The following is a 23859-nucleotide window of genomic DNA, read 5'->3' as shown; positions in this document are numbered from 1 at the left end:
GTGCTCACCCGGAGATGTCGTCGTCACCTGCCACGTCTGCTCCGATCTCCGAAAACTCGGGCGCAAGGATAACGCGGCCGTCGCTGGCCTCGGCTCAGCTCCCGCCCGTGCGGGCACCAGCGCGCAGCGAGTCGATGGTGAGGTCGAGGACGGCTTCGAGGTGGTCGATCTTGCCGGTGGAGAGCAGCAGCAGCACCCCGCCCTGGATGCCGGCGAGCAGTGCCGCGGCGGCCCGGTCGGCGTCGAGGTCCGGGTCGATGTCGCCGGTCGACTGCATGTGCCGGATGCCGTCGGTGATCGCCTTCTGCCAGCGCCACATGAGCCCGGTCACGATGGCCTGCGCGCCGGGCGCCCGCCGGCCGGTCTGGCCGAGCAGACCGTTGAGGGGGCATTTCACCCCCTGGGCGAGGTACCGCTCGATCAGTCGGTCGCGCCAGGCGAGCCAGGCCGGCCAGGACGTCAGGTTGCTGAGCATCGGCTCCTGGTCGATGAGCACCTGGTCCGCCTCGTGCTGGGCCACAGCGAGCAGCAGTCCCTCCTTCCCGTCGGGGAAGTAGTGGAAGAGCTGACCCTTGCTGGTGCCGGTGTGGGCCATCACATCCTCGAGGCGTACCTCGTCGACGCCGCGCTCGCGGATCTCGGCGGCGGCGCCGGCGACGATCCGTGCCCGGGTCGCCTCGCCCTTGCGGGTCAGAGCCCGTGTCATGACACCCCCTGGTCTGGACCTGTGGGTCCAACCCTATCTCGGTTTTTGGACTTGCAGGTCCATTTTTGCCGAGCAAAGGTCGGGAAACGCGCGGTCCGCAGGGGCCGACACCACGATCGGGAAGGCACCACGATGAACCACTACTACCTGCTCGGGCGGTCCGGTCTGCGGGTGAGCCGGCTGGCGCTGGGCACCATGAACTTCGGCGTCGACGGGTTCCACGCCGCGTACGGCAAGACCGAGGAGGAGGCCGAGCCGATCTTCCGGCAGTACCTGGAATCGGGCGGGAACTTCATCGACACTGCGGACTTCTACACCGCCGGGGAGAGCGAGAAGATCCTCGGCCGTCTGATCGACCGGGCCGGCGTACGCGAGCGGCTCGTGCTCACCAGCAAGGCCACCAACACGGTCGACCCGTCGGACCCGAACGCCAGCGGCAACGGTCGCAAGCACATCATGCGGGCCGTGGAGGCGTCGCTGCGCCGGCTCGGCACCGACTACATCGACCTGTATCTGCTGCACACCTGGGACCGGATCACCCCGGTCGAGGAGGTCGTGCATACCTTCGACGACCTGGTGCGCTCCGGCAAGATCAGGTACGCGGGGCTCTCCGACGTACCGGCCTGGTACGCGGCTCGGGCGCAGAGCTACGCCGAGGCGCACGGGCTGGCCCCGATGATCAACGTGCAGCTGCCGTACTCCCTGGTCACGCGGGACATCGAGGCGGAGCACGTGACGATGGCCCAGACGCTGGGCATGGGGCTCACCGCGTGGAGCCCGATCGGCGGGGGTCTGCTCAGCGGCAAGTACCGGCGCACCGGCGAGGGCATGAGCGGGACCGGCCGGTTGACGAACCCCGACGCCGCGGGTCGGGAGATCAGCTCCAGCGACTGGCAGGTGATCGAGGCGCTGGAGAGCGTGGCCGCCGAGTTGGGGCGCAGCATGGCGCAGGTGGCGATCAACTGGGTGGCCACCCAGCCCGCCGTCGGTTCGGTGGTCATCGGGGCGAGCAGCCCGGAACAGCTCGCCAGCAACTTCGGTGCGCTCGACTTCGAGATCCCAGCCGACGCCCGCCGCCGGCTCGACGAGGCAAGCGCCCCGAAGGTCCCGCTGCTCTACTCCATGTTCACCCCGCAGTACCAGTCCTGGGTGGTGAGCCCCGGCCTCGGCATCGGCGACAAGCCGGCCGGCTACACCCCTCCGGTCTTCAACGGCGCCGCTGCCTAGAACCTCGCACGCCCCGTGCCCCGGCCCCTATCCCCTGCCCGCGATCTTGTACTTGCTGTCCCGGCATAAGGGGCATCCCGCTCATGTCGACGACCACAAGTGCAAGATCGGCGGGGTGGGGGCGGGGGCGACGGCGCTACCGACGGATCGGCGCGTCGTTCGTCGGCGCCGGCTCACCCTCGTACAGCGCCACGTACCGCCGGCGCCACTCGTCGCCGTCGGCCCCGAGGGCGGCGAGGTTGAGGGTGTTGTGTTCGACGCCCAACGTCTCCGGCAGGGTGCACACCCGCAGCGGTATCGCGTTCGCGTCGGCGATCCGACGCGTCACGTCGACCGCCGCCCTGAGGTCCACCACGCCGTCGAGCGGGCTGATCGCGACCGCCGCGGTCCGCAGACCGGTCCGCCGGGGCGGACTCGGCAGGGTACGGGCGATCGTCAGGTACTGGGTGACGGCGGCGAGGGAGTATCCGCGCGACGTGACGCGGTCTTTCAGAACGCGGCGCCCGTACAGCACGATGAGCGGTTTCACCGCGTAGGCCGGCGCCTGTCGCGGATTCGGGCCGAAGAACGGCGACAGCAACAGCAGATGCCGTACGACGTTGCCCGGCACCTGGGCCAGCCAGGCGGCCAGCACGGCGCCGCCGGAGATCCCCACGACGCCGACCTCGTCGCCGAGGGCCGCCGCGACGGCCCAGCCCTGCGCGGCGTACGACGTCAGCTCACCGGCCTCGACCCGGTGGTGGGCCCGCCGGTCGACGGTCCCGTGCTGGGGCGCCCGGGGAACCCAGACGTTGTACCCACGCTCGAAGAACTCCTCGGCCAGCCCCTCGTACTGCTCGGGCGCGAGGGTGTACCCGTGCAACAGCAGCACGGCCCGGCCGGTACGGGAACCGTGGCTCAGCAGGCGGCTGCGCGACTCCGGTCGCACCTCCGGGTCGGCCGCCTCGGCGGCGATGATGGCCGCGGCGGCACGGGTGGCAGTGTCGAAGTCGAGCGGTCGGGCCGGCGCGACCCGTAGCCCACGGCGGCCCACCGGCCAGAGGTAGAGCCCGGCGACCGCCGCCCCGACGAGCGCCAGCCCGCCGACGAGGAGCGCGATGATCTCCGGCATGGTCAGATGCTGACAGGGGCCGCGCTCGACGCCGGCTGAGGGGGTGCGCCCGGGTGACCGGGCGCACCCGGTCAGCTATTCCTGGCTGTTCGGCGGCGCGAAGACGACCCGGGAGCGTAACTGCCGAAAGCCGGTCCGCTCCAACTCCGCGAGCACCGCCACCCGGTGGGCGTCCACGTCGGCGATGACCTCGCGGGCACCGCCGGCGGCCAGCACCCGGACCGCCTCGGCCAGCAGTTCGGGTCGGACGGCCTCGTCGAGCAGGCCGAGATAGGCGAGCAGGTGATAGCAGGCGTCGCCGGCCGTTCCGACCAGGCCCACCGGCCTACCCGCGTCCACCGCGACGCGCCACTCCTCGGTGGCGTCGCCCAGCCAGGCGAGCGGGTCGGTGGCCAGGTCGACGCCCCCGACCACCCGCGCGATCTCGACGCCGGTCAGTACGTCAGGCTCGGCGATCCTGGCGACCAGAGTGTTGATCTCTGCGACGTCGACGGGCGCGCGGAAGTCGTACCGTCCGGAGGACGCCGGTAGGGGTGTGCCCGTCCAGGAACAGCGGAGCCGCTCCCCCCGCTCGACAAGCCCGGCGAGCCGGGCGGCCTCCATGGGCGCCCGCACCACGGCCAGCACCTCGGGCCGACGCCGCCAGTGCGCCGGCAGGGCGGCGTAGTACAGACCGGGACCGCCCAGCGCCTGGTGGGCGGCGCGCAGCAGCTCGGCGCCCACCTCCGGCTCGGCGTCCAGGTCGAACCGTTCCAACCACGGGGCACCCACGGCGCCCGGCGGGAGGACCCAGGCTGCCCGACCGACCACCCGGTCGGCACGGAGGGCGACCCAGGTGTGCTCGGGACGGTAACCGCCGCCGGCGATCCCGTCGGCGTAGGCCACCTGGCGCAGTTGGGGCAGCGGATCAGGCATGGAGTCGAACAGCTTTTCCTCGCCCGCGACGAGCGGACGGATGACCAGATCAGTCATGGGTTGGTCCTCCGGGAAGCGCGCGCCCCGGATCAGATCCGCGCGGACGCCGGAGCGCGGAGGGGGCGCAGAACATCGGACATTGTTCTGACCTCCTTCCAGCTCGACGGCGTGCCCGACGACCATACGCGGGCTGGTCGCCCGCTCGCAACGGATCGTCACAGCGTCGGGTTGGTCTCCGCCCCACGCTTGTGGGCACGCTGGTCGTACACGGTGATGCCGGCCAGGATCACCGCCGCGACGGCCGCCACGGCGACCGGCGGGAGCAGCACCATCGGCGGAGCCGCCACGGCGAGCGCCACCGCGCCGTAGTACAGCGCCCGACACCGCGGCGCGGATCGGTCCTCCCGCTCCAGGGCGCTCCGCCCGATCAGGAACAGCACCGGGCCGCCGAAAATGATGGCCACGAGAGCCCAGTCGATCGGCGGGTGCGGATCCTCGATGACCTGACCGAAGCCGACGGCGGTGCAGATGATGCCACCGACGATCAACAGCAGGCTGTAGCTCGCCCACCGGGACAGCTGGATCCCCTGTCCGCTCGCGTTAGCGGCATGGCCGGATCTGACGTGGTAGAAGTAGATCCGCCAGAACGAAACGACCGCCACGAACGAGGCGACGAGGACGATGGTTCCCTCGGTGGTGAAGCCCGGGAAGCTGACCGCGGCGCCGGCTTCGAGCACCACCTCGGCGAGAGCGATCATGAAGAACTGGTTGTACCGCTCGGCGAGATGCTCCTGCGAGACGGTGACCCCCAGGCTGGTGAGCTGTGGCTTGCCCATGCGGGGCAGGGGGTAGGTGGCGGCGGCGCCGATCAGCTCGATCGCGAGAGCGAGGGTCCAGAAGATGCCCCGCCCGAGACCACCGCTGATGCCGCCACTGATCCAGAGCACGCTGGACGCCAGGTGCCAGGTCAGCACCCGGAGCGCGAACGCGTGACCCGCGTGACCCCGCAGGGCGAACGACAGAAAGAGCGGTCGGCCGACCTGGATGACGACGTAGGTGCAGGCGAAGACGACGCCGCGTTGGCCGAAGGCCTGCGGCAGGGTGACCGCCAGGACCAGCGTGCCGAACATCGTCGCCAGCAGGACGACCTGCAGTTCGGGGCGCCGGGGGTCGTAGGTGCTCGCCAGGAGGGCGTTGAGCGACCAGATCATCCACATCGCCGTGAAGAACAGGACGGTCTGGCCGGCCTCGGACAGCAGTGTGTGTCGGACGATGGTCAGGTCGTCCGCGACCCGCCCGGCGAGGCGGGCCAGCGCGAAGACGTAGACGATGTCGAAGAGCAGTTCCAGGACGGTCGCCGAGCGAGGGCTCCTGCTGTCCCCGAGCCCACGGAAGAACTCGGTGCGCGTCAGCACGGACGGCGAGACAGCTCAGCCGGCCAGGGCCGCCGGCACGGGCACACCACTGTGGTGACCCTGTTCCGCTGCCATCGTCCCCGAGCCTCCCTCGCCAACCGGCCCTGCTTGATCCCTATCTGCGTATTTTATCCATCTTCATCGGGTCTCCGTCGCTGATGGCGGATACCGGGTCGGCGGTACGCCGGATCATCTGTGCCGTCACCCTGCGGTACGAGCCCGGGTCGACGGGGAACAGCCACTGCCGGGCCCGGGTGAGCGGGCCGACGTTGAGCCCCAACTCGTCGAGCACCTCGTCGACGTTGTGCATCGAGAACGGGATGATGTTCGTGCCGCGAGCGTGGCGTCCGTTGGTGCGCTTCGTCATCCAGAACAGCCGGGCGCGCACCTCGTCGCGCATCCGGACCTCGGTCGGCAGCGTGAGACCACCCCGCAGGTACGCGGCCGTCCAGACCGCCGCCATCTCCGCGCTGAGCGGGCTGAAGAACGACGAGTTGTAGCCGGCGAACGTCAGCCTCGGCACGCCGATCGGCAGGATCTGCCGGTAGAGCATGAAGTTGCCGGCGTCGTCCTGGAGCCGGGCGTGCAACGCGTCGTCGAAGAACGGCACGTGCTGTCGGAAGCCGGTACCACAGATGACCAGGTCGGCGGGGAGCACAGTGCCGTCGGCCAGGCGGGCGGCGGGCCGGCCACCGTCGACCAGCAACTCGGTGATCACCTGCTCCCGGTGCACGGCGATGCGGCCGTCGGTGACCCGCTCGAAGAAGCCCTCGGTGGCGAGGCTGACAGTGCTGCGGGCGATGTCCTCGAAGCTGCCCTTCGGCACGAGACCCAGCTCGCGCAGGTGGAACTGCCGGGTCGCTACCGAGCCGACACTGTCGACCATGCGTTGGCGCAGACCGTTCCCCGGGCCGTGCAGGAACCGCTCGAAGCCCTTCAGGTGCAGGTAGCGGAAGAGCGCCTCACCCATCCGGGTGAGCAGCAGGTACTTGTAGTTGAGCGCATTACCGAGCTTGCGGGGCATCTTCCAGAGCAGTTCGCGTGCCACCACGTGGGTCTGGGCGGCGACCTCGCTCACCGGGACCGCCACGTCGCAGGACGACTTGCCGTACCCGACCACGAGGACGTTCTTACCCCGGGCCGCCTCGATGTCGTGGAACTCCCCCGTCGCCAGTACGCGCCCTCCGGCGGCGGTGAAGCTCGCCTGCCCGTCGAAGGACGGAACGAACGGGTCGCAGAAGATGCCGTTGGCGACGATCAGGTGGTCGTACCGTTCCACGGTCAGCGGGTCCTGGGCGCCCGCCGGCCGCGAGGTGACCAGCCACCCGGTCTCGTCGTTGACCAGCTCGGCCGAGGCGACCTCCGTGGACAGGCGCAGCGCGCTGGCCAGCCCGAACTTCTCCACGTAGCTCTCCAGGTACCGCTGGACCTGTTCCCCCGACGGCCACTGCGGGTAGTCGGCGGGCATCGGCAGGTCGGAGAGGTGGTAGGTGCCCTTGTCGTTCTGGGTGTGCAGGCCGGGGTATCGCCGGGTGCGGCTCCACACCCCACCGACGTCGGGCGCGCGCTCGAACACTGTGACGTCGAATCCGCTCTGCCGCAGCACCTTCGCTGCGCTCACACCGGCGAATCCGGCACCGACGACGGCAATCCTCATGGTCTCCTCCAAAGGAGTACGAACGGTGCCGGCGCTGACCGCCCGCGGTGCTCGCACGCTAGCGAGCAGGCCGGGACTGTCGCTATCCGCTCGACGCGGGCGCTGTCCGCGGTACGCGACAGCACCCTTTTCCTGTCGGGTCGACGGCTTTCGGGTCTGGTCCGGGCCGGTCACGCCTTACGGTCAGCGCGACGGGACGCCCGGGAGGTGTCGGATGGATGCGGTGACGGTCCGCACGGACGACGTCGACCGGGCTCGCGCCGAGGTGGGTCGGGTCTTCTGTCCACACCGGCTCACCCCGCAGGCGGGTGTTCACAGCGTGCAACTGCGGATGGCGGCTCGCCGGGCGGGCGGTGTGGGAGTCATCGACCTGGACTACGGGCAGGCGGTGCGCATCCAACCGCCCGCGCTGGAGAGCTTCTACCTCGTCCAGATCCCCAGGGCCGGCAGCACGATGGTCCGGCACGCCGGACAGAGCGTGACCTCGACCCCCGACGTCGCCTCGGTGCTGTCCCCGTACGACTCCTCGGACATGCGGTGGTCCGAGGGATCGCCCCACCGGATCTTCTACGCCGACCGGCGCGCCGTCGACCGGGAACTCGCCCGCCTGCTGGGCCACCCGGTGGACGACCCGGTCCGCCTCGACGTCGGCATGCTCATGACCACGCCGACCGCGCGGGCGTGGGCGCGCGGGGTGGCGTTCCTCGCCGACGAGCTGGCCCAGCCGGCCGACGCGTCCCTGTTCGACCACCCGCAGGTGGCCGCCCGTTTCGAACAGGGGCTCATCGGCAAGCTGTTGCTGGCCCATCAGCACAGCCACTCCCACCTGCTGGCCGAGCCGGGCCAGCACGCCCAGCCCGGGCGTCTCGTCCGCCGGGCGTGCGCCCTGATCTCCGAACACCACGGGGAGGCACTGACCGTCGGTGACGTCGCCGAGGCGCTACGGGTGAGCGTACGAACGCTTCAGGATTGTTTCCGCCGTGAGTTGCAGACCACCCCGACCGCGTACCTGCGGGCCTGCCGGCTCGACGCGGCGCACCGCACGCTCCGCTCGGCCGCGCCGGGGATGTCCGTGACGACGGTTGCCCTGCACCACGGCTTCGTGCACCTCGGTCGGTTCGCGACCGAGTACCGGTCGCGATTCGGGGAGTCACCGTCCGCGACGCTGCGGCACTGACCGGGCGGTCCCGCGTCGTACCGTCCAGGCCGCGTGCTGGGCACCACCTCGACGGTACGACCTGCGGGCGTCAGGTCAGCCGTCCGACCCCGGCACCCGCGGTGACCAGCGCCGGAACGTTCGCCGCCGGGTCGAGCTGGTACGGGTAGTAGGTTCGCGGCTCCGTGACCGTACCGGCGGTCTCGGGCTGGCCGGAGTTGACGAAGACGTTGCCGCGCTGCACGGCACGGCCGGGGCCGCTGTCCGCGTACCCGCTCGCGGAGTGCAGCGGGTACGGGACGTCCCGGAAGTAGTTTCCCTCGACCAGGACGCCGGCGTTCTCCGTCGACGCGACGCCGTAGAGGGCGTTGCCGAGGAAGTAGTTGTTGTAGACGTGCACCGGCTCGCCGAACCGGACCCGGGGATGGCGTTGGCGGCTGTGATCGAAGAAGTTGTGGTGGATGCTCACCTTCAGGTGTCCGATGTCGGTGGACGCCGCGCCGTCGGAATGCCCGATGAGCATGCTCTTGTCGGCGTGGTCGAAGTGGTTCCAGGAGACCGTCACGTAGTCGGCGCCCCGCACGATGTCGACCGAGCCGTCGATCGCGCCGGCGAAGCGGTTGTGGTCGATCCAGATGTGGTGGGAGTTCTGGCCGACGTTTATCGCGTCGTCCTCGGCCTCCGTGAAGTTGATGTTGCGGACGATCACGTTGTACGACCGGTAGAAGTCGAGCCCACCCCCGGTGATCTCCGCGTTCCCGACGCCGATGATCGTCTTGTGCGGCCGCACGCCCTGCTTGCTGCTGATCCGGATCACGCCGCTGACCTGGATGACCATCGGGCCGATGGTGTCGATGTAGTCGAGGAAGTCCGCCGCGTTGGTAGCGGTGACCACCGGGCCTCCGGCGCCGCCGGTCGTACCGTTCTGACCGAGCGCGACGACGCTGGCGAACCCGTCCGGTTGACCCGCCGGCACCGCGCTCGGCGAGGCAGCGGCGAGTGTCGACGACAGCTTGCCCACCCCGGCGCCGGCCGGCACCGTGGTCGGGACGTCGGCGGCGGGGGTGAGCTGGTAGGGGTAGTAGCCACGCGGATCGGGAACGGTGCCGCGGGTCTCGATCGGATGGTTGCAGGCGACGAGGATGTTTCCGCGGGCCACGATCCGGCCCAGATCGCCGCTGAAGTCGACCCGGCCGGGGTTGTTCACCGAGTAGAAGTAGTTGTTCTCCATGAGCACGGCGGCGTCGTAGGTGGACGCGACCCCGTAGCTGTTGTCGTAGTAGTAGTTGTTGTAGACGTGCGCCAACGCGGAGAACCGTACCCGGGGGTTGCGCTGGTCGGAACGGTCGAAGAAATTGTGGTGGTAGGTGACCCGCAGCCGGCCGATGTCCTGGGGTCCGGCGTCCTCGTCGTGACCCAGCAACAACGTCTTGTCGTGATCGTGGAAGTGATTCCAGGAGACGGTCACGAAATCGGACCCACGTTTGATGTCGACCGCACCGTCATCGCCATTCGAGAACTCGTTGTGGTCGATCCAGATGTGGTGGGAGAACATCTGCACGTTGATCAGGTCGTCGCTCGCGCCGGTCAGGTGCAGATTGCGAATGATGATGTTGTGGACGGCGTTCGCCGGCGGCGCGGTGACGTCGTCGTCGACCGGCACACCGATGTTCAACCCTCCTCCGGAAAGCGTGGCGGTGGCGCCGAGCCCGACGATGGTCTTGTCCGAGGCGACGTCGTGCATTCCGTCGTTGCTGCCCGCGGGCAGGTTGATGGTGCCGGAGACCTGGATGACGTAGGGCCCCGGCCGCGCGATGTAGTCCAGGAACTGGGCGGCGGTGGTGGCGGTGACCGTGGGTCCGCCGGATCCGCCGGTGGTGCCGGCCTGACCGAGCGCGGCGACGCTGGCAAACCCGTCGGCGGGGCCGGCGACGGCTCTGGTGGTCGGCTCCGCCGACGCGGCGGCGCGGGTGGCCTGGGCCAGCCCGGGTGGGGTGAGCAGGAGGACGGCGAGGCCGATGGCGGCGGGTGACCACCAGCGCGGCGGGATGCGGCGAGCGGGCGTGGAGAGCATGTGGCTACTGCCTTTCGCGGGACGGAACGCGGACCGGGCGTGGTCCGACGAGCCGCGGCGGGGAGCCCGAACCGGTCGGCGACGCCTGGACGTCGGCGTCGCGAGGCACGGGCCAGCGCCGGATCGGCCGGCGATCCGTGGCGGTGGGGTGCGAGGGCGGAAAGCGCTTTCCAGCACCCATGCTAGGCACGACGATTAATTCATGTCAATCAACAGATCTTGATATCCTGCAAACGGTTGCTACATTGATCATGGTCTACGTTACTGATCTAGCGACGACCGCGCGGCGGCACGGCCACACCCTCCCCCACCAACGTGGATAAATGCCACAGGTTCACGGCAGGACATTGACGTTGGTCTCGGTTCCGTGCTTACTTCGCTGCAAACCTTTGCAGGCCCGGAAGGCGCGCTCCGGTGTCACTCGGGCCCGCCGGCCGAAGCCTCACGACCCGACGCCGACCCCCCGCCCACCGACCGGCGTCGTGCCGGGCTACCACCTGCCGGGGTCGACGAATGGGCCTGCTCCACCGACCGATCCGTCATCTCGGAAAGAGCGCGTCGGGCATCGACAACTGAACGTCAGCAGCCGCACCAACAGCCTCCGGCGGCCGCACACAACGGGCACGATCATTCGGCGATAACCGGACCGAATGCCTACCGACTCGGCCGCCAGCGGCCGAGCAATAAGTGTTGCCCAAATAGGCTGCAACATACCTGCACATTCAATTTATTGACTCTCACCAGTACGTCTCCCTACCGTTCGTGTATGGCTCATTTCATATCCGTTACGCCGACGGACATCTGAGCCCGCCACCACCACAAGGGAGGCCAATGATGAAATCTTTGAATCCTCGGGGCCGGCCGAGGGCCCGGCTGATCGCGGCGGCGCTCGCCGCCGGAGCGCTCGCCGCCACGGCGGTGCTCATCGCCACTCCGCCCGCCTTCGCCGACACGCTTCTCAGCGACGACTTCTCCGACGGCAACTCGACGGGCTGGTCGCGGTCGGGAGGCAGTTGGTCGGTGGTGACCGACGGTTCACTGGCCTTTCGGCAGTCCGGCACCAGCAGCGACGCCCGGGCGTTGACCTCCGCCCCGGGCTGGACGGACTACGGCGTCCAGGCGCGGGTCAGACCCACCGGGTTCGGCGGCACGAACCGGCACGTCGGGGTGATCGCCCGGGCACAGAACAGCAGCAGCTACTACGCGCTGGCGGTCACCGCCAGCGGTGGCGTGCAACTGCTCCGGCGCGCCGGTGGAGACCCGGTGGCGCTCGACTCGGCCGCCGGCGGCGTGACCACCGGCAGCTGGGCCACGCTGCGCCTGGAGGCCGTGGGCACGACACTGCGGGGCTACGTCAACGGCGCGCTGGTGGTCGAGGCAACCGACAGCGCGTTCGCCGCCGGCCGCGCCGGGCTCGCCACGTCGTACGCCAGCGCGTCCTTCGACGACGTCCGGGTGGACACCGAAACCGGAGCGCCCGGGGAGCCGCCGGGCGAGCCGACACTGCCACCCACCGAGCCGCCACTGGACCCGGGCGCACCGCCGATCGGCTTCGCGTCGGTGAACGCCCTCGGCCAGAACGGCACCACCGGCGGCGCGGGCGGTCCGACGGTCACAGTCGACACCGCCGCCGAGTTCCTCGCCGCGATCGGCACCACCGGCGCGTTGAACATCCGGGTCAGCGGCGTGATCGCGCTACCCGGTCCGATGCACGACGTGACCTCGGACAAGACGATCGTCGGCGTGGGCGCCAGCTCGGGCATCACCGGCGGCGGCCTGAACATCGGCCTGCCGGTGAGCACCGCGACCAGCCCGCCCGCGAACGCGGTGCACAACGTGATCGTCCGCAACCTGAACTTCCGCAACACGGTGGACGACGCGATAAACGTGCAGATGTTCTCGCACCACATCTGGATCGACCACAACGACCTGGCGTACGGCTATGACGGGCTGATCGACATCAAGCGTGGTGCCAGCTACGTCACCGTCTCCTGGAACCACACCCACCACCACACGAAGAACATGCTGCTCGGACACGACGACAGCAACGCCGCCCAGGACACCAACTATCTGAAGGTGACCTACCACCACAACTGGTTCGACCGGACGCCGCAGCGCAACCCGCGAGTCCGTTTCGGCGAGCCGGTGCACGTGTTCAACAACTACTTCGTCTACAACACCGACGTCGGGGTCGCCTGCCAGCTCAACTCGGGCTGTGTGGTCGAGGGTAACTACTTCGAGGACGTCGAGGTGCCCTGGTCGATCAGCTACGCCGGGTCCAAGGGGCGGCTGATCGCCCGGAACAACGTGCTCGCCGGCACCAGCGAGCCGGGTGACGCGGGTGGCTCGGTGCAGGAGCCCGGCACCTACTACCCGTACACGGTCACCGATCCGAACACCGTCAAGTCGGTCGTCTCGGCCGGCTCCGGCACCGGAAAGCTCGGCTTCTAGCAGCGACACCCCACCACCAAGGAGGTTCCGTGCACACCACCGAAACCTGGCGAAGGCATCGCCGAGGTCTCCTGCTCACCATCGGGGCAGCGCTCGCCGCGGTCGCCCTCGCCCTCGGCATGGGCGCCACCGGCGCCTACGCCGACACCCTCTTCACCGACGACTTCGAGGACGGCAACGCCACCGGATGGACAGCGTCCGGGGGAACCTGGACGGTCGCCACCGACGGCTCCCGGGTCTACCGGCAGTCCGGCACCAGCAGCGACGCCCGGTCGTTGGCCGGTACGGCGAGCTGGACCGACTACTCGGTCCAGGCCACCGTCAAGCCGACAGCGTTCAACGGCTCCAACCGCTTCGTCGCGCTGCTGGCCCGGGCGCAGAGCAGCACGAGCTACTACTACCTGGCCCTGCGCAGCAACAACACGGTCGAGCTCAAGCGGCTCAGCGGTGGCTCCAGCACCACGCTGGACAGCGCCGCGACCACGGTGACCGTCGGCACTGCGTACACGCTGCGGATCGACGTCGCCGGCAGCTCGCTGAAGGGCTACGTCAACGGCACCCTGTTGACCGAGGCCACCGACAGCCAGTTCGCTACCGGCCGGATCGGTGTCGCCACCTTCAACGCCAGCGCGAACTTCGACAACGTCCAGGTCACCAGCGCCACCCCCGGGCCGGACCCGACCGACCCGACGGTCCCGCCCGGTGACCCGGGCACGAACGTGGCGGACGGCTGGGCGTCGGTCGACGCCTGGGGTCAGAACGGCACGACCGGCGGGGCCGGCGGCCCGACCGTCACTGTGACCACCGCGGCACAGTTCATCGCCGAGGCCGCCTCGGCCGGTCCGAAGATCATCCAGGTCAGCGGGCTGATCGCCCTGCCCGGCCCGATGCACGAGGTCACCTCGGACAAGACGATCGTCGGGCTCGGCGCCAACTCGGGCTTCACCGGCGGTGGGCTCAACATCGGTCTGCCGATCGACAACGCGGTCACCAGCCCACCCGCGAACGCCGTGCACAACGTCATCCTGCGGAACCTCAACTTCCGCAACTGGTCCGACGACGCGATGAACGTGCAGATGTTCTCCCACCACATCTGGATCGACCACAACACCTGGACCACCGGCTCGGACGGCGGCCTCGACATCAAGCGCGGCTCGTCGTACGTGACGGTGTCCTACAACCACGCCGACGGCACCAACAAGAACATGCTGCTCGGGCACGACGACGGCAACGCCGCGCAGGACACCGGGCGGCTGAAGGTCTCCTACCACCACAACTTCTTCGACGAGACCCGTCAGCGCAACCCCCGGGTCCGCTTCGGCGACCAGGTGCACGTCTACAGCAACTACTACCTCAACACCGGTGACTACGGTGTCGCCGCGACGGAGAACTCCGGCGTCATCGTGGAGGGCAACTACTTCGAGAACGTCGACGACCCGTACCACCTGGCCGAGGCCGACTCCGGCCCCGGTCGGCTCGTCGCCCGCAACAACTGCCTCATCAACTCGGGCGCGGGCGAGACCGGCGGCAGCGTGACCAACCCGCCGTACGCGTACACCATCACCACCGCCTGCGACATCAAGGCGGTGGTGACCGCGCAGGCCGGGGTCGGCAAGGTCGGCCTGCCGGGCGGGCCGACCAGCCCGCCCCCGACGACCCCTCCCCCGACCACCCCGCCGCCGACCACCCCGCCACAGACCGGCCTGGTCGGCTGGGCCACCCAGAACGGTGGCACCACCGGCGGCGCGGGCGGCCAGACGGTCACCGTCTCCGACGGCCCGGCGCTCGCCGACGCCCTGGAGTCGGCATCACCGCTGATCATCCGGGTGCAGGGATCGCTCACCATGCCGGACAAGATGAACGACGTGCGGTCCAACAAGACAGTGCTCGGCGTCGGCAACGCCACGCTGGACAACGGGCTGAACGTCAGCAGCGCCAGCAACGTCATCATTCGCAACCTCACCTTCCGGGGCTGGGACGACGACGCGGTGAACGTGCAGAACTCGCGCAACGTCTGGATCGACCACAACACCTTCGACGGCGGCTACGACGGCGCGTTGGACATCAAGCGGGAGTCCGACTTCGTCACCGTCTCGTGGAACCGGGTCACCAACCACACCAAGAGCATGCTGCTCGGTCACGACGACGGCTTCACCGCCGACATCGGGCACCTGCGGGTGACCTACCACCACAACTGGTTCGACGGCAGCAAGGAGCGGCACCCCCGCGTCCGGTTCGGTGACCCGGTGCACGTGTTCAACAACTACTACTTCGGTGCGGACTACGGCGTCGCGTCCACGATGGGCGCCGGCGTGCTCGTCGAGGGCAACTACTTCGAGAACGTGACCCGGCCGACAGCTGTCGGATACGCCGAATCGGACCCGGGCGACCTCGTCCAGCGCGACAACGTCTTCGTCAACTCCGGTACGCCGGAGAGCGCTGGCGACGTCGCCGCCATTCCCTACTCCTACCAACTCGACGCCGCCAGCGGGGTGAAGGCGAGCGTCACCGCAGGTGCCGGCGCCGGACGCATCACTGTCTGAGCCGTCGACGGGGCGGCGGTCACCGGACCGCCGCCCCACTCCTGCCTGTGGAGCGGGCCGTTCCGACCGCCCGGGCCACGCACGTCGGGCACTGGTCCGGCCGACGAAACTGTTATCCGGGTACGGCCGGCGAGTCTCCTGAGGTGAGGCGTTGGCGGGTTCCCCCGCCACCGCAGCATGGAACAGTGCTGCGACCACACACGAGGGAGTCGAGACGATGCGCGCAACCGGCCAGGGTGAAGCGGACGCCGCGAGGGGAAACCGGGGCGTCCACGCGGAACCCCGACGCGGGATGCTCGGCCGCCTCCCGATCGGCGCGAGACGGCTGCTGTGGCCGCTCCTCGTGGCCGCCGTGGTCGCCGTACTGGTGACGGGTGTGATCGTCGTGGTGCAGCCCACCGGGCCGACGCCCGCCCCGGCGGCGACGCAGGCACTCGACGCGCCGACGCCCACGAGCCCGCAACCCGGCGCACGCAGCGCGACCACGCCCGCCGCCACGACGAGCCCGGCGGGGGCGACCCCGACGCCGACGCCGACGGCGAAGCGGACGACCGGGCGTCCGGTCGCTCCGGCGGCCCCGGCGGCGACCTCGAGGCGCAAGGGCGTCGGGGTGTGGACCTTCGACGGCGTCAGCCAGGCGCTGGCCAACTCCGGGGCGAGTTGGTACTACACCTGGGACGTGGCCCACTCGGGCGTCACCAGCCCGAAGGACGCCGAGTTCGTCCCGATGATCTGGGGGGCGAAGAGCGTCACCGCCACCAACCTGCAACAGGCCAAGAACAACGGCCGCTACCTGCTCGGGTTCAACGAGCCGGACCTGAAGGGTCAGGCGGAGATGACCGTCGAGCAGGCGTTGGAGCTGTGGCCGCAGTTGCAGGCCACCGGTCTTCCGCTGGGCAGCCCGGCGGTGGCCTGGGGCGGCGACCGGCCGGGCGAGTGGCTCGACCGGTTCATGGCCGGGGCGAAGCAGCGCGGCTACCGCGTCGACTTCATCGCCCTGCACTGGTACGGCGGCGACTTCACCACCGCCAACGCGGTCAACCAGCTCAGGTCGTACCTCCAGGCCGTGCACGACCGGTACAAGCTGCCGATCTGGCTCACCGAGTTCGCCCTGATCGACTTCTCCAACGGCGTCCGCTTCCCCACCCAGGCACAGCAGGCCGCGTTCCTCACCGCGGCGACCCGGATGCTGGGTGGCCTGTCCTGGCTACAGCGGTACGCGTGGTTCGGCCTGCCCGCCACCGACAAGGACCAGACCGGCCTGTTCCGTACCGGCAGCACCGCCACCGCCGTCGGCCGCGCCTACCAGGCGGCACGCTGACCTACAGCACGTCGACGTGGTCCCGCCAGGAGTGCTGCGGCTCGTACCTCAGCACCCGGCGGGCCTTGTCGATGCTGAGCAGCGTCTCGTGCTCACCCAGTTCCCTACGGATCTCGACGCCCGGGTAGACCTCGGCCATCAGGCTGGCGCTGGACCTGCTCATGACGGTGTCGGCGTTGGCGATGACGAAGACGTCGGCACCGGGCTGGTCGTGCGCGAGCGCGCGCTCGACCGCCTGGGCCCCGTCGCGGGAGTCGATGTAGCCCCACAGGTTCCACCGGCGCAGCTGCGGGTCGGCGTCGAACGAGGGGAACGGCGCGTAGTCCTCGACGTCCATGACGTTGGAGAAGCGCAATCCCACCATGACCAGCTCCGGGTCCCACCGGCAGAAGTGCCGGGCCATCTCCTCCTCCAGGGCCTTGTTCAACGAGTACGTCGACTCGGGCCGTGGCGCGTACTCCTCGTCGACCGGCGCGTACGGCGGCGGGGTGTCGAACGGCAGCCCGAGCACCGTCTCGCTCGACGCCCACACGACCCGCTTGATCCCGGCCGCCCGGGCCGCGGCGAACACGTTGTACGTCGCGGCGGAGTTGTTGGCGAAGGTGGTCGCGTTCGACATCAGCCCGGGGGCCGGGATCGCCGCGAGGTGTACGACCGCGTCGACGCCGCCCGCGTGCTCGTCGGCGCCCCCGGTGAACGCCTCCACCACCTGCCCGTAGTCGGTCAGGTCGACCAGCAGGAACTCGCCGTTCACGTCGCGTGGGTCGCGGCCAACGGCGCGGTCCACCGCCAGCACGTCGACGCCCACGGCGCGCAGGTGTGCGACCACGGCACGGCCGAGCTTGCCGGTGGCACCGGTGACGACGACACGCCTGGGCAGTGTGGATTCGCTCATGACCACATCTTCGCCGCAGGCGACGTCAGCCCGGCAGCCGGGTGGGCTCGCCGCGCCGCGATCGCGATCCGAGCGCGATCGGGCGGGCGGGTGCGTAACGTGCAGGGGTAAACGTTGTCGCGACGAGGAGACTTCATGTCCAAGCCACCGCTTCCCGAGGCCGCGGTCGCCATGCTTCAGAAGCCGAACCCCGCCGTCATGACCACCCTTCGCAACGGTGGCCAGCCGGTGTCCGCCGCCACCTGGTACCTGTGGGAGGACGGCCGGATCCTGGTGAACATGGACGAGAGCCGTCGCCGGCTGGAGCACGTCCGCAACGACCCCCGGGTGTCCCTCACCGTGCTCGACGAGGCCGGCTGGTACACCCACGTCAGCATCATCGGGCACGTCGCCGAACTGCGCCCCGACGAGGGCCTGGCGGACATCGACCGGCTGTCGAAGCACTACACGGGCAACGCGTACCCACGCCGGGAACGGGCCCGGGTCAGCGCCCTTATCGAGATCGACCGCTGGCACGGTTGGGGCGCGCAGAAGGACAACAACCAGGTCGGCTGACCGTTGCCGTCCGCCCTGTCGCCTCGACGGCTGCCGTCGGGGCGACAGGGCACCGGCCGTCAGGGCGTCAGGGCGGTGGCGGACCGGGCGCCGACACGGGTCACCAGGTAGCCGAAGGCCGCCGCGGTGAAGAACATGACGATGCCGTAGACGGCGCCCGGGATCGCCATCTGGGTGCTGTTGAGCAGCGCCGGGCTGAGCGCGATGGTGATGGCCAGTGTGCTGTTGTGGATGCCGATCTCGAAACCGGCGGCCGTCGCGGCGCTCCGGTCGACACCGGCGAGGCGCGGCGCTCCGTACCCGATGGCGAGGCTGAGCAGGTTGAAGGCGAGCACGGCCAGGCCGACCGAGACGAAGTAGTCGGCGATGTTCTCCCGCTCGCCGAGCACCGCGCCGGCGATCACCGCGACGAGTACGACGACGGAGAGGATCCGGACCGGGCGGTTCAGCCGCTCGGCCAGGTGCGGCATCCGCGCCCGGATGAGCATGCCGATCGCGACCGGGACGAGCACGATGGCGAAGACCTGGAGCACCTTGTCGAACTGTAGGCCGATGCTCCTGCCGTCGGGCAGGAAGTACGCCGCCGACAGGTTGACCAGGATCGGCAGGGTGAACACGGCGAGCACCGAGTTGATGGCGGTCAGGGTGATGTTCAGGGCCACGTGTCCGCCGAACAGGTGGCTGTAGAGGTTGGCAGTGGTGCCGCCCGGTGACGCGGCCAGCAGCATCATGCCGACGGCCAGCTCGGGTGCCAGGTCGAACGCGAGGACGACGCAGAAGCAGAGCGCCGGCAGCACCAGCACCTGGCAGACCAGGGCGATGACGGCGGCCCGTGGATGGTGGGCCACCCGGCGGAAGTCCGCCATTGTCAGTCCGAGACCCAGACCGAGCATGATGATGCCGAGGGCGACGGGTAGTCCGATCAGAGTCACGGCGGAGTCCATGGCACAACATCGTTACCACCCGGTAACGCCGTCACAATCCTCCATGTGGCTGGACGGCTCTTGACCCCGGAGGGTGATCGGCTTAACTTCATCAATCAGATAAGTGTCTTTACTAATTCTGTTTGATGTCTCGTGGGAGTGTGCCGATGCGACCATTCCGCCACCGCCGTCTCACCGCCGTCGTCGCCCTGGCGACAGTGCTGGTCACCGCCGCTCCGCCCACCGCCGCCAGCGCCGGCGACAACCACCAGCGCCGCACCGGCTACCACCGGGTCGGCTACTTCACCCAGTGGGGCATCTACGGCCGGGCCTTCCCGGTCAAGAAGCTCGAAACCTCCGGGGCGGCGAGCCGCCTCACCCACCTCAACTACGCCTTCGGCAACGTCAGCGAAGACGGCCGGTGCTACGTGGACGGTGGGCCGGGCGAGGGCGACGCCTGGGCCGACTATCAGCGTCCCGTCCCGGCCGAGGAGAGCGTCGACGGCGTCGCGGACGCACCGGGCCAGGCGCTCAACGGCAACTTCGGCCAGCTCGCCAAGCTCAAGGCCAAGCACCCCGAACTGAAGGTGCTGATCTCGCTGGGCGGCTGGAGCTGGTCGACGTACTTCTCGAACGCGGCCCGCACCGACGCCTCCCGCAAGGCGTTCGTCACGTCCTGCATCGACCTCTACCTCAAGGGAAACCTGCCCGGTGGTGACGGCGCCGCTGGCGGCCCGGGCGCCGGGGCCGGCGTCTTCGACGGCATCGACCTCGACTGGGAGTGGCCCAACTGGGAGGGTGAGCCCGGCAACGTCATCCGCCCGGAGGACCGGGAGAACTTCACCAAGCTGCTCGCCGAGTTCCGCCGGCAGCTCGACGCGTACGGGCGCACGACCCGCGCGCACCACCCGCTGACCGCGTTCCTGCCGGCCAGCCCGGCCACGATGGACGCCGGCTACGAGGGCCGCAAGATCTTCAAGTACCTGGACTTCGCCACAGTGCAGGGGTACGACTTCCACGGCGGCTGGGACGCGCGGGCCAACCAGCAGTCCGCGCTTCGCGTCCCGGCGGGCGCCCCGGACAACCCGGACTTCTCCGTCGAGGTCGCCATCGACGGGTGGATCGCCCGTGGCGCGCCGCGGGACAAGCTCGTGCTCGGCATCCCCTACTACGGTCGCGGCTGGACCGGCATCACCGGCGGCGGCAACGGCCTGTTCCAGCCGGCCACCGGGCCCGCTCCGGCGACCTTCGAGGCCGGGTACGAGGACTACAAGTTGCTCAAGACCCTGGCCGGTAACGGCTACACAGTGCACCGCGACCTGCGTGCCGGGCACGCCTGGTTGTTCGACGGTACGACGTTGTGGACGTACGACGACCCGGCGGTCGTGATGCAGAAGATGCTCTACATCCGGCGGGCCGGCCTGGCCGGCGCCATGATCTGGTCGCTCGACGGCGACGACGACAACGCCACGCTGACCAAGACGATCGGCCTCGGCCTGACGACCTGGTAGCCGTACCCGATCTACCCGGCCCGTCGCCGGCCGACCTCTCGGCCAGCGGCGGGCCGTTTTATCGCTGCGCGGGTGTCACCGCGCGCACCGCTGCCTCGATGAGCGCGGTCACCTGGTCCATGTCCCGAGCCCGGTGCACGTCCACCTCGGCCGACCACCCGTCCGGCCGGGTGAGCCTCACCGTCACATCATCGCGGCGGTGGGTCAGCCAGCCGGCGATCGCCTGCACCAGCACCATGGCAGTGCCCGCGTCGCTGGCCGCCACCCGCAGTTCGTCAGTGGTGTCCGCCGACATCCCGTCGGGGGACGTCGTGGTCACCCCCTCCCGAAGCCGATCCTCGGCGCGCAGCCAGGACGCCAGCGAACGCCGAGCATCGGCGGACGGAAGATCCGGATGGACCGAGAGCGTGATCATCTCCGGCACGTCTCCTCCTCCCAGACGACGACAAGCCCACGCCACCATCCTGCCACTCCGCGTCGGGACCGGCACGCCGAGTAGTCAACAATATCGATCAACCCTTGACCGCCGTATCGACGGTTCATAGGCTCCGGCCACTGCGAGGTTGTCCCGAGAGGGGAAACACGACCCATGGCCCAATCGACACGTCCGATCCGGATGGTTCCTGCCAGGCGGCTGGCGAGTGCCGCCACGATCGCGCTCCTGCTCGGCATGACTCCCCTGCTCGGCGGCACACCGGCCGCGAACGCCGCCCAGCCCTCCCGGTGCAGCGACGACCCGACCGCCCGGCTGACCACAGTGCCCAGCCCGGACGCCGTGCTCGGCTTCCCACTCGGCGCGGGGCAGGACCGGGTCGTCACCAACGACGAGGTCCGGACCTACCTCGGGGCCGTCGATCGCGCCTCGAACCGGGTCGTGACCGGCGTGATGACCACCAGCGTGCTCGGCCAGCCACTGCCGTACGCGGTGGTGTCCAACGAACGCCACGTGCGCCCCGCCGCGCTACGCGAGATCGCCGACGACGTCCGGGACCTGCGCGACCCGCGCCGGACCAGCGCGCGAACGGCCGCCCGGACGGCGAAGGACAGCCCGGCCATCGTCTGGGTCACCGCGAACGTGCACGGCGGAGAGAAGAGCGGCGCCGACGCCGCGCTCAAGACGCTGTACGAGTTGGCCGCCGGCCTGTCCTGCGCTGTCGCCCAGCGCAACGACAACCTGGTCACCATCATCGTCCCCTCCCAGAACCCGGACGGCCGCGACGCGACCCGCCGACAGAACGAGTTCGGCTTCGACCTGAACCGGGACTGGTTCGCCCGCACCCAGCAGGAGACCGACGGCAAGCTCGAACTGCTGCGCCGCTACCCGCCGCAGGTCTTCATCGACGCACACGAGATGGGCGGCCGGCAGTACTTCTTCCCGCCCAACGCCGACCCGATCCACCACGAGATCGCCGGTGAGGCGGTCGACTGGATCAACCGCATCGGCGAGGCCAACAAGGCCGGCTTCGGCTTCAACGGGGCCTGCGACGAGACCGCCTTCACCGAGTGCTACTTCAACTACGACACGTACGACATGTTCTTCATGGGCTACGGCGACACGGTGCCCACCACCGGTTTCGGCGCGGCCGGGATGACCTACGAGAAGGGCAGCGCGTCGGCGGTGGCCGACCGGGTCCAGCAGCAGTTCCACACCCAGTGGTCGACGCTCGGCTGGGCCGCCGCGAACAAGCGCGAGGTGATGGACGGCTACTTCGACATCTGGACCGACGCGCTCGCCCAGGGCAGGGCGGCCACCCTCGAACCGAACGAGGTGGTGCAACCCACCAACGAGGTGCAGTTCCCGGTGCCGGACCTCACCATCCGCTCGTACTTCCTGCTGCCCGACCGGCAGCTCGCCGACGTCCGCCAACTCGTCGAGCGGCTGCGCCGGATGGACGTCGAGGTGTACGAGGTGCAGAAGGCGACCCGGGTGCCCACCGCGCGGGTCTTCGGCGGGCGCAGCGCCACAAACGTGACAGTGCCCAAGGGCGCGTACTGGATCCCGATGGACCAGCCGCAGAAGCACTGGATCCAGGCCATCATGGGCGAGGACCCGTACGTCCCGTTCCCGTACTTCTACGACGTGTCGTCCTGGAGCAACCCGCTGCTGATGGGCATCAACACCATCTACACCGGAGACACCGTCCGGCCGAGGGCCGAGCTGGTGCGCAAGGTCTCCGGCGGTCGCACCGGTGCGGCGTGGCCCTGGGGCTCGTACACGTACCCGCTCGACTCGGCCGCCGCCGCGGAGCTCACCTTCAGCCTGCTCGGCCGCGGCGTACCCCTGGTCCGTGACCTCACGACCAGTCGGGTCGCCATCCCGGCGACCGCTGTGAGCCGGACCGTGGACGGGCTGGCCGAATCCCTCGGGGTCACCCTCACCCCGGGCGGCCGGCCCGCCGGCACCCGCCTCGACCTGCCCGACGTGGGGTTGTTCCAGGGCACCGGCATCTCCACCACCTCCGGCTCGCACGGCGAGGCCCGCTACGTGCTCGGCAAGCGGTGGGGGCTCGACCTCACACCGGTCACCACTGCCGACATCAACGACAACACCGAGGCGTTCACCGGGCGTACCGTGCTGCTGGTGCCGGACGGCAGCAGCGCCACCGGCGGTCTGACCGCCGCCGGGCAGGCCAACCTGCGCGACTGGATCGGCCAAGGCCACACCTACCTCGGGCTGCGCAACGAGGGCACCCGGGTGGCCCGGGCCGCCGGGCTCACCTCGACCACGGAGAAGACCAAGCCGGCGGACTACCTGGTGATCGGCTCGCACCTGCGCGTCGACGTCGACCAGGACAGCCCAATGGCGCTGGGTCGCCCGGCGGAGGACTTCGAGTTCAACAACAGCGACCCGATCCTCACCCCGAGCACCACCGGAACGAACGTGCTCACCTACCCGACGGGTGACACCTTCTGGGCCAACGGTTTCACAGTCGGGGCGGAGACACTGAAGGGCACCGCCGCCGTCGTCGACGAGCCGACCGGCGCCGGTCGGGCGGTGCTGTTCGCGTTCAATCCGCTCTTCCGCGCGTACAACGAGAATGGCCTGCACCTGGTCGCCAACGCGCTGCTCTACCCGACGGCCGCCGGGCCCGAAGCCCGGCGCCCGGCCGGTGTCGCCGCGGCGCGCGCCAGCGCCGCCGCCGCGCCGGTGTCGCCGGACCTGGGCGGCGGCTGGCGGCCGATCACCATCCAGGTGGCGGCCGGCGACCTGCCCCGCACCCGGGCGATCGTCGAACGCTTCACCGCCGACGCGCAGGCGTCCGAGAAGAACGGTTCGGCGTACGTCGTGATTCCGAACCCGCAGGGGCTCCAGGTGGACGAACACCCGTTCGCGAGGGATCTGGTACGCGCGCTTCGCGACGCGCGAGTGCCGCTGCGGTCCGTGGTCAGCTAACCGAC

Annotated in this window: 17 protein-coding genes; 8 read left to right on the top strand and 9 right to left on the bottom strand. The window is 69.8% G+C overall.

The genetic code is table 11. The features are described from left to right. Positions 1–94 precede the first annotated feature (94 nt). Positions 95–706, bottom strand: coding sequence for a TetR/AcrR family transcriptional regulator (locus OG598_RS07500; protein WP_328653703.1), 612 nt, complete (start codon positions 704–706; stop codon positions 95–97). A 132-nt stretch (positions 707–838) separates the two neighbouring features. Here OG598_RS07500 and OG598_RS07495 point away from each other — a divergent pair, with 132 nt between their 5' ends. Continuing rightward, positions 839–1933 carry an aldo/keto reductase gene (locus OG598_RS07495; protein ID WP_328653702.1) on the top strand — a complete coding sequence of 365 codons (1095 nt, stop codon included), beginning with the start codon at positions 839–841 and terminating at the stop codon, positions 1931–1933. Positions 1934–2069: 136 nt separating this feature from the next. On the opposite strand, the gene OG598_RS07490 is transcribed toward OG598_RS07495, so the two are convergent. The 4 genes from OG598_RS07490 to OG598_RS07475 form a co-directional block, all read right to left on the bottom strand. Continuing rightward, positions 2070–3044, bottom strand: coding sequence for an alpha/beta hydrolase (locus OG598_RS07490; protein WP_328653701.1), 975 nt, complete (start codon positions 3042–3044; stop codon positions 2070–2072). A 75-nt stretch (positions 3045–3119) separates the two neighbouring features. Then, positions 3120–4016, bottom strand: a complete 897-nt coding sequence (locus tag OG598_RS07485; protein ID WP_328653700.1) for an acetyltransferase — start codon at positions 4014–4016, stop codon at positions 3120–3122. 158 nt (positions 4017–4174) lie between these two features. After that, positions 4175–5374: a low temperature requirement protein A gene (locus tag OG598_RS07480; RefSeq protein WP_328653699.1), complete on the bottom strand. Its 1200-nt coding sequence runs from the start codon at positions 5372–5374 to the stop codon at positions 4175–4177. A 115-nt stretch (positions 5375–5489) separates the two neighbouring features. Next, on the bottom strand, positions 5490–7031 hold the full coding sequence (locus OG598_RS07475; protein WP_328653698.1) for a flavin-containing monooxygenase: 1542 nt from the start codon (positions 7029–7031) through the stop codon (positions 5490–5492). A gap of 223 nt (positions 7032–7254) precedes the next feature. Here OG598_RS07475 and OG598_RS07470 point away from each other — a divergent pair, with 223 nt between their 5' ends. After that, positions 7255–8208, top strand: a complete 954-nt coding sequence (locus tag OG598_RS07470; RefSeq protein WP_328653697.1) for an AraC family transcriptional regulator — start codon at positions 7255–7257, stop codon at positions 8206–8208. Positions 8209–8278: 70 nt separating this feature from the next. Here OG598_RS07470 and OG598_RS07465 read toward each other — a convergent pair whose 3' ends face one another. Then, on the bottom strand, positions 8279–10261 hold the full coding sequence (locus tag OG598_RS07465; protein ID WP_328653696.1) for a pectate lyase family protein: 1983 nt from the start codon (positions 10259–10261) through the stop codon (positions 8279–8281). Positions 10262–11095: 834 nt separating this feature from the next. Here OG598_RS07465 and OG598_RS07460 point away from each other — a divergent pair. The 3 genes from OG598_RS07460 to OG598_RS07450 all read left to right on the top strand — a co-directional run bounded on the left by OG598_RS07460 (position 11096) and on the right by OG598_RS07450 (position 16576). After that, a complete protein-coding gene (locus OG598_RS07460) occupies positions 11096–12712 on the top strand; it encodes a pectate lyase family protein (RefSeq protein WP_328653695.1) in 1617 nt (538 codons plus the stop codon). Positions 12713–12741: 29 nt separating this feature from the next. Continuing rightward, complete coding sequence (locus OG598_RS07455; RefSeq protein ID WP_328653694.1) at positions 12742–15255, top strand: pectate lyase family protein; 2514 nt, start codon at positions 12742–12744, stop codon at positions 15253–15255. 217 nt (positions 15256–15472) lie between these two features. Then, positions 15473–16576: a glycoside hydrolase family protein gene (locus tag OG598_RS07450; protein WP_328653693.1), complete on the top strand. Its 1104-nt coding sequence runs from the start codon at positions 15473–15475 to the stop codon at positions 16574–16576. A 1-nt stretch (position 16577) separates the two neighbouring features. Here OG598_RS07450 and OG598_RS07445 read toward each other — a convergent pair whose 3' ends face one another. Continuing rightward, positions 16578–17471, bottom strand: a complete 894-nt coding sequence (locus tag OG598_RS07445) for an NAD-dependent epimerase/dehydratase family protein (RefSeq protein WP_328653692.1) — start codon at positions 17469–17471, stop codon at positions 16578–16580. 135 nt (positions 17472–17606) lie between these two features. Between OG598_RS07445 and OG598_RS07440 the strand changes: the two genes are divergently transcribed. Further along, on the top strand, positions 17607–18026 hold the full coding sequence (locus OG598_RS07440; protein ID WP_196926210.1) for a PPOX class F420-dependent oxidoreductase: 420 nt from the start codon (positions 17607–17609) through the stop codon (positions 18024–18026). 59 nt (positions 18027–18085) lie between these two features. Here OG598_RS07440 and OG598_RS07435 read toward each other — a convergent pair whose 3' ends face one another. After that, on the bottom strand, positions 18086–18970 hold the full coding sequence (locus OG598_RS07435; RefSeq protein WP_328653691.1) for a bile acid:sodium symporter family protein: 885 nt from the start codon (positions 18968–18970) through the stop codon (positions 18086–18088). 146 nt (positions 18971–19116) lie between these two features. Between OG598_RS07435 and OG598_RS07430 the strand changes: the two genes are divergently transcribed. Then, positions 19117–20460 carry a glycoside hydrolase family 18 protein gene (locus OG598_RS07430; RefSeq protein WP_328653690.1) on the top strand — a complete coding sequence of 448 codons (1344 nt, stop codon included), beginning with the start codon at positions 19117–19119 and terminating at the stop codon, positions 20458–20460. Between the two features lie 58 nt (positions 20461–20518). Here OG598_RS07430 and OG598_RS07425 read toward each other — a convergent pair whose 3' ends face one another. Further along, complete coding sequence (locus tag OG598_RS07425) at positions 20519–20875, bottom strand: effector-associated constant component EACC1 (RefSeq protein WP_328655290.1); 357 nt, start codon at positions 20873–20875, stop codon at positions 20519–20521. Between the two features lie 201 nt (positions 20876–21076). On the opposite strand from OG598_RS07425, the gene OG598_RS07420 reads away from it, so the two are divergent. Further along, positions 21077–23854 carry a M14 family zinc carboxypeptidase gene (locus tag OG598_RS07420; protein ID WP_328653689.1) on the top strand — a complete coding sequence of 926 codons (2778 nt, stop codon included), beginning with the start codon at positions 21077–21079 and terminating at the stop codon, positions 23852–23854. Positions 23855–23859 lie beyond the last annotated feature (5 nt).

It is taken from the genome of Micromonospora sp. NBC_00330 (assembly GCF_036136635.1).
Taxonomy (GTDB): domain Bacteria; phylum Actinomycetota; class Actinomycetes; order Mycobacteriales; family Micromonosporaceae; genus Micromonospora; species Micromonospora salmantinae.
Note: the sequence above shows the minus strand (reverse complement) of the source record. Positions and strands in the feature narration are given on the sequence as shown.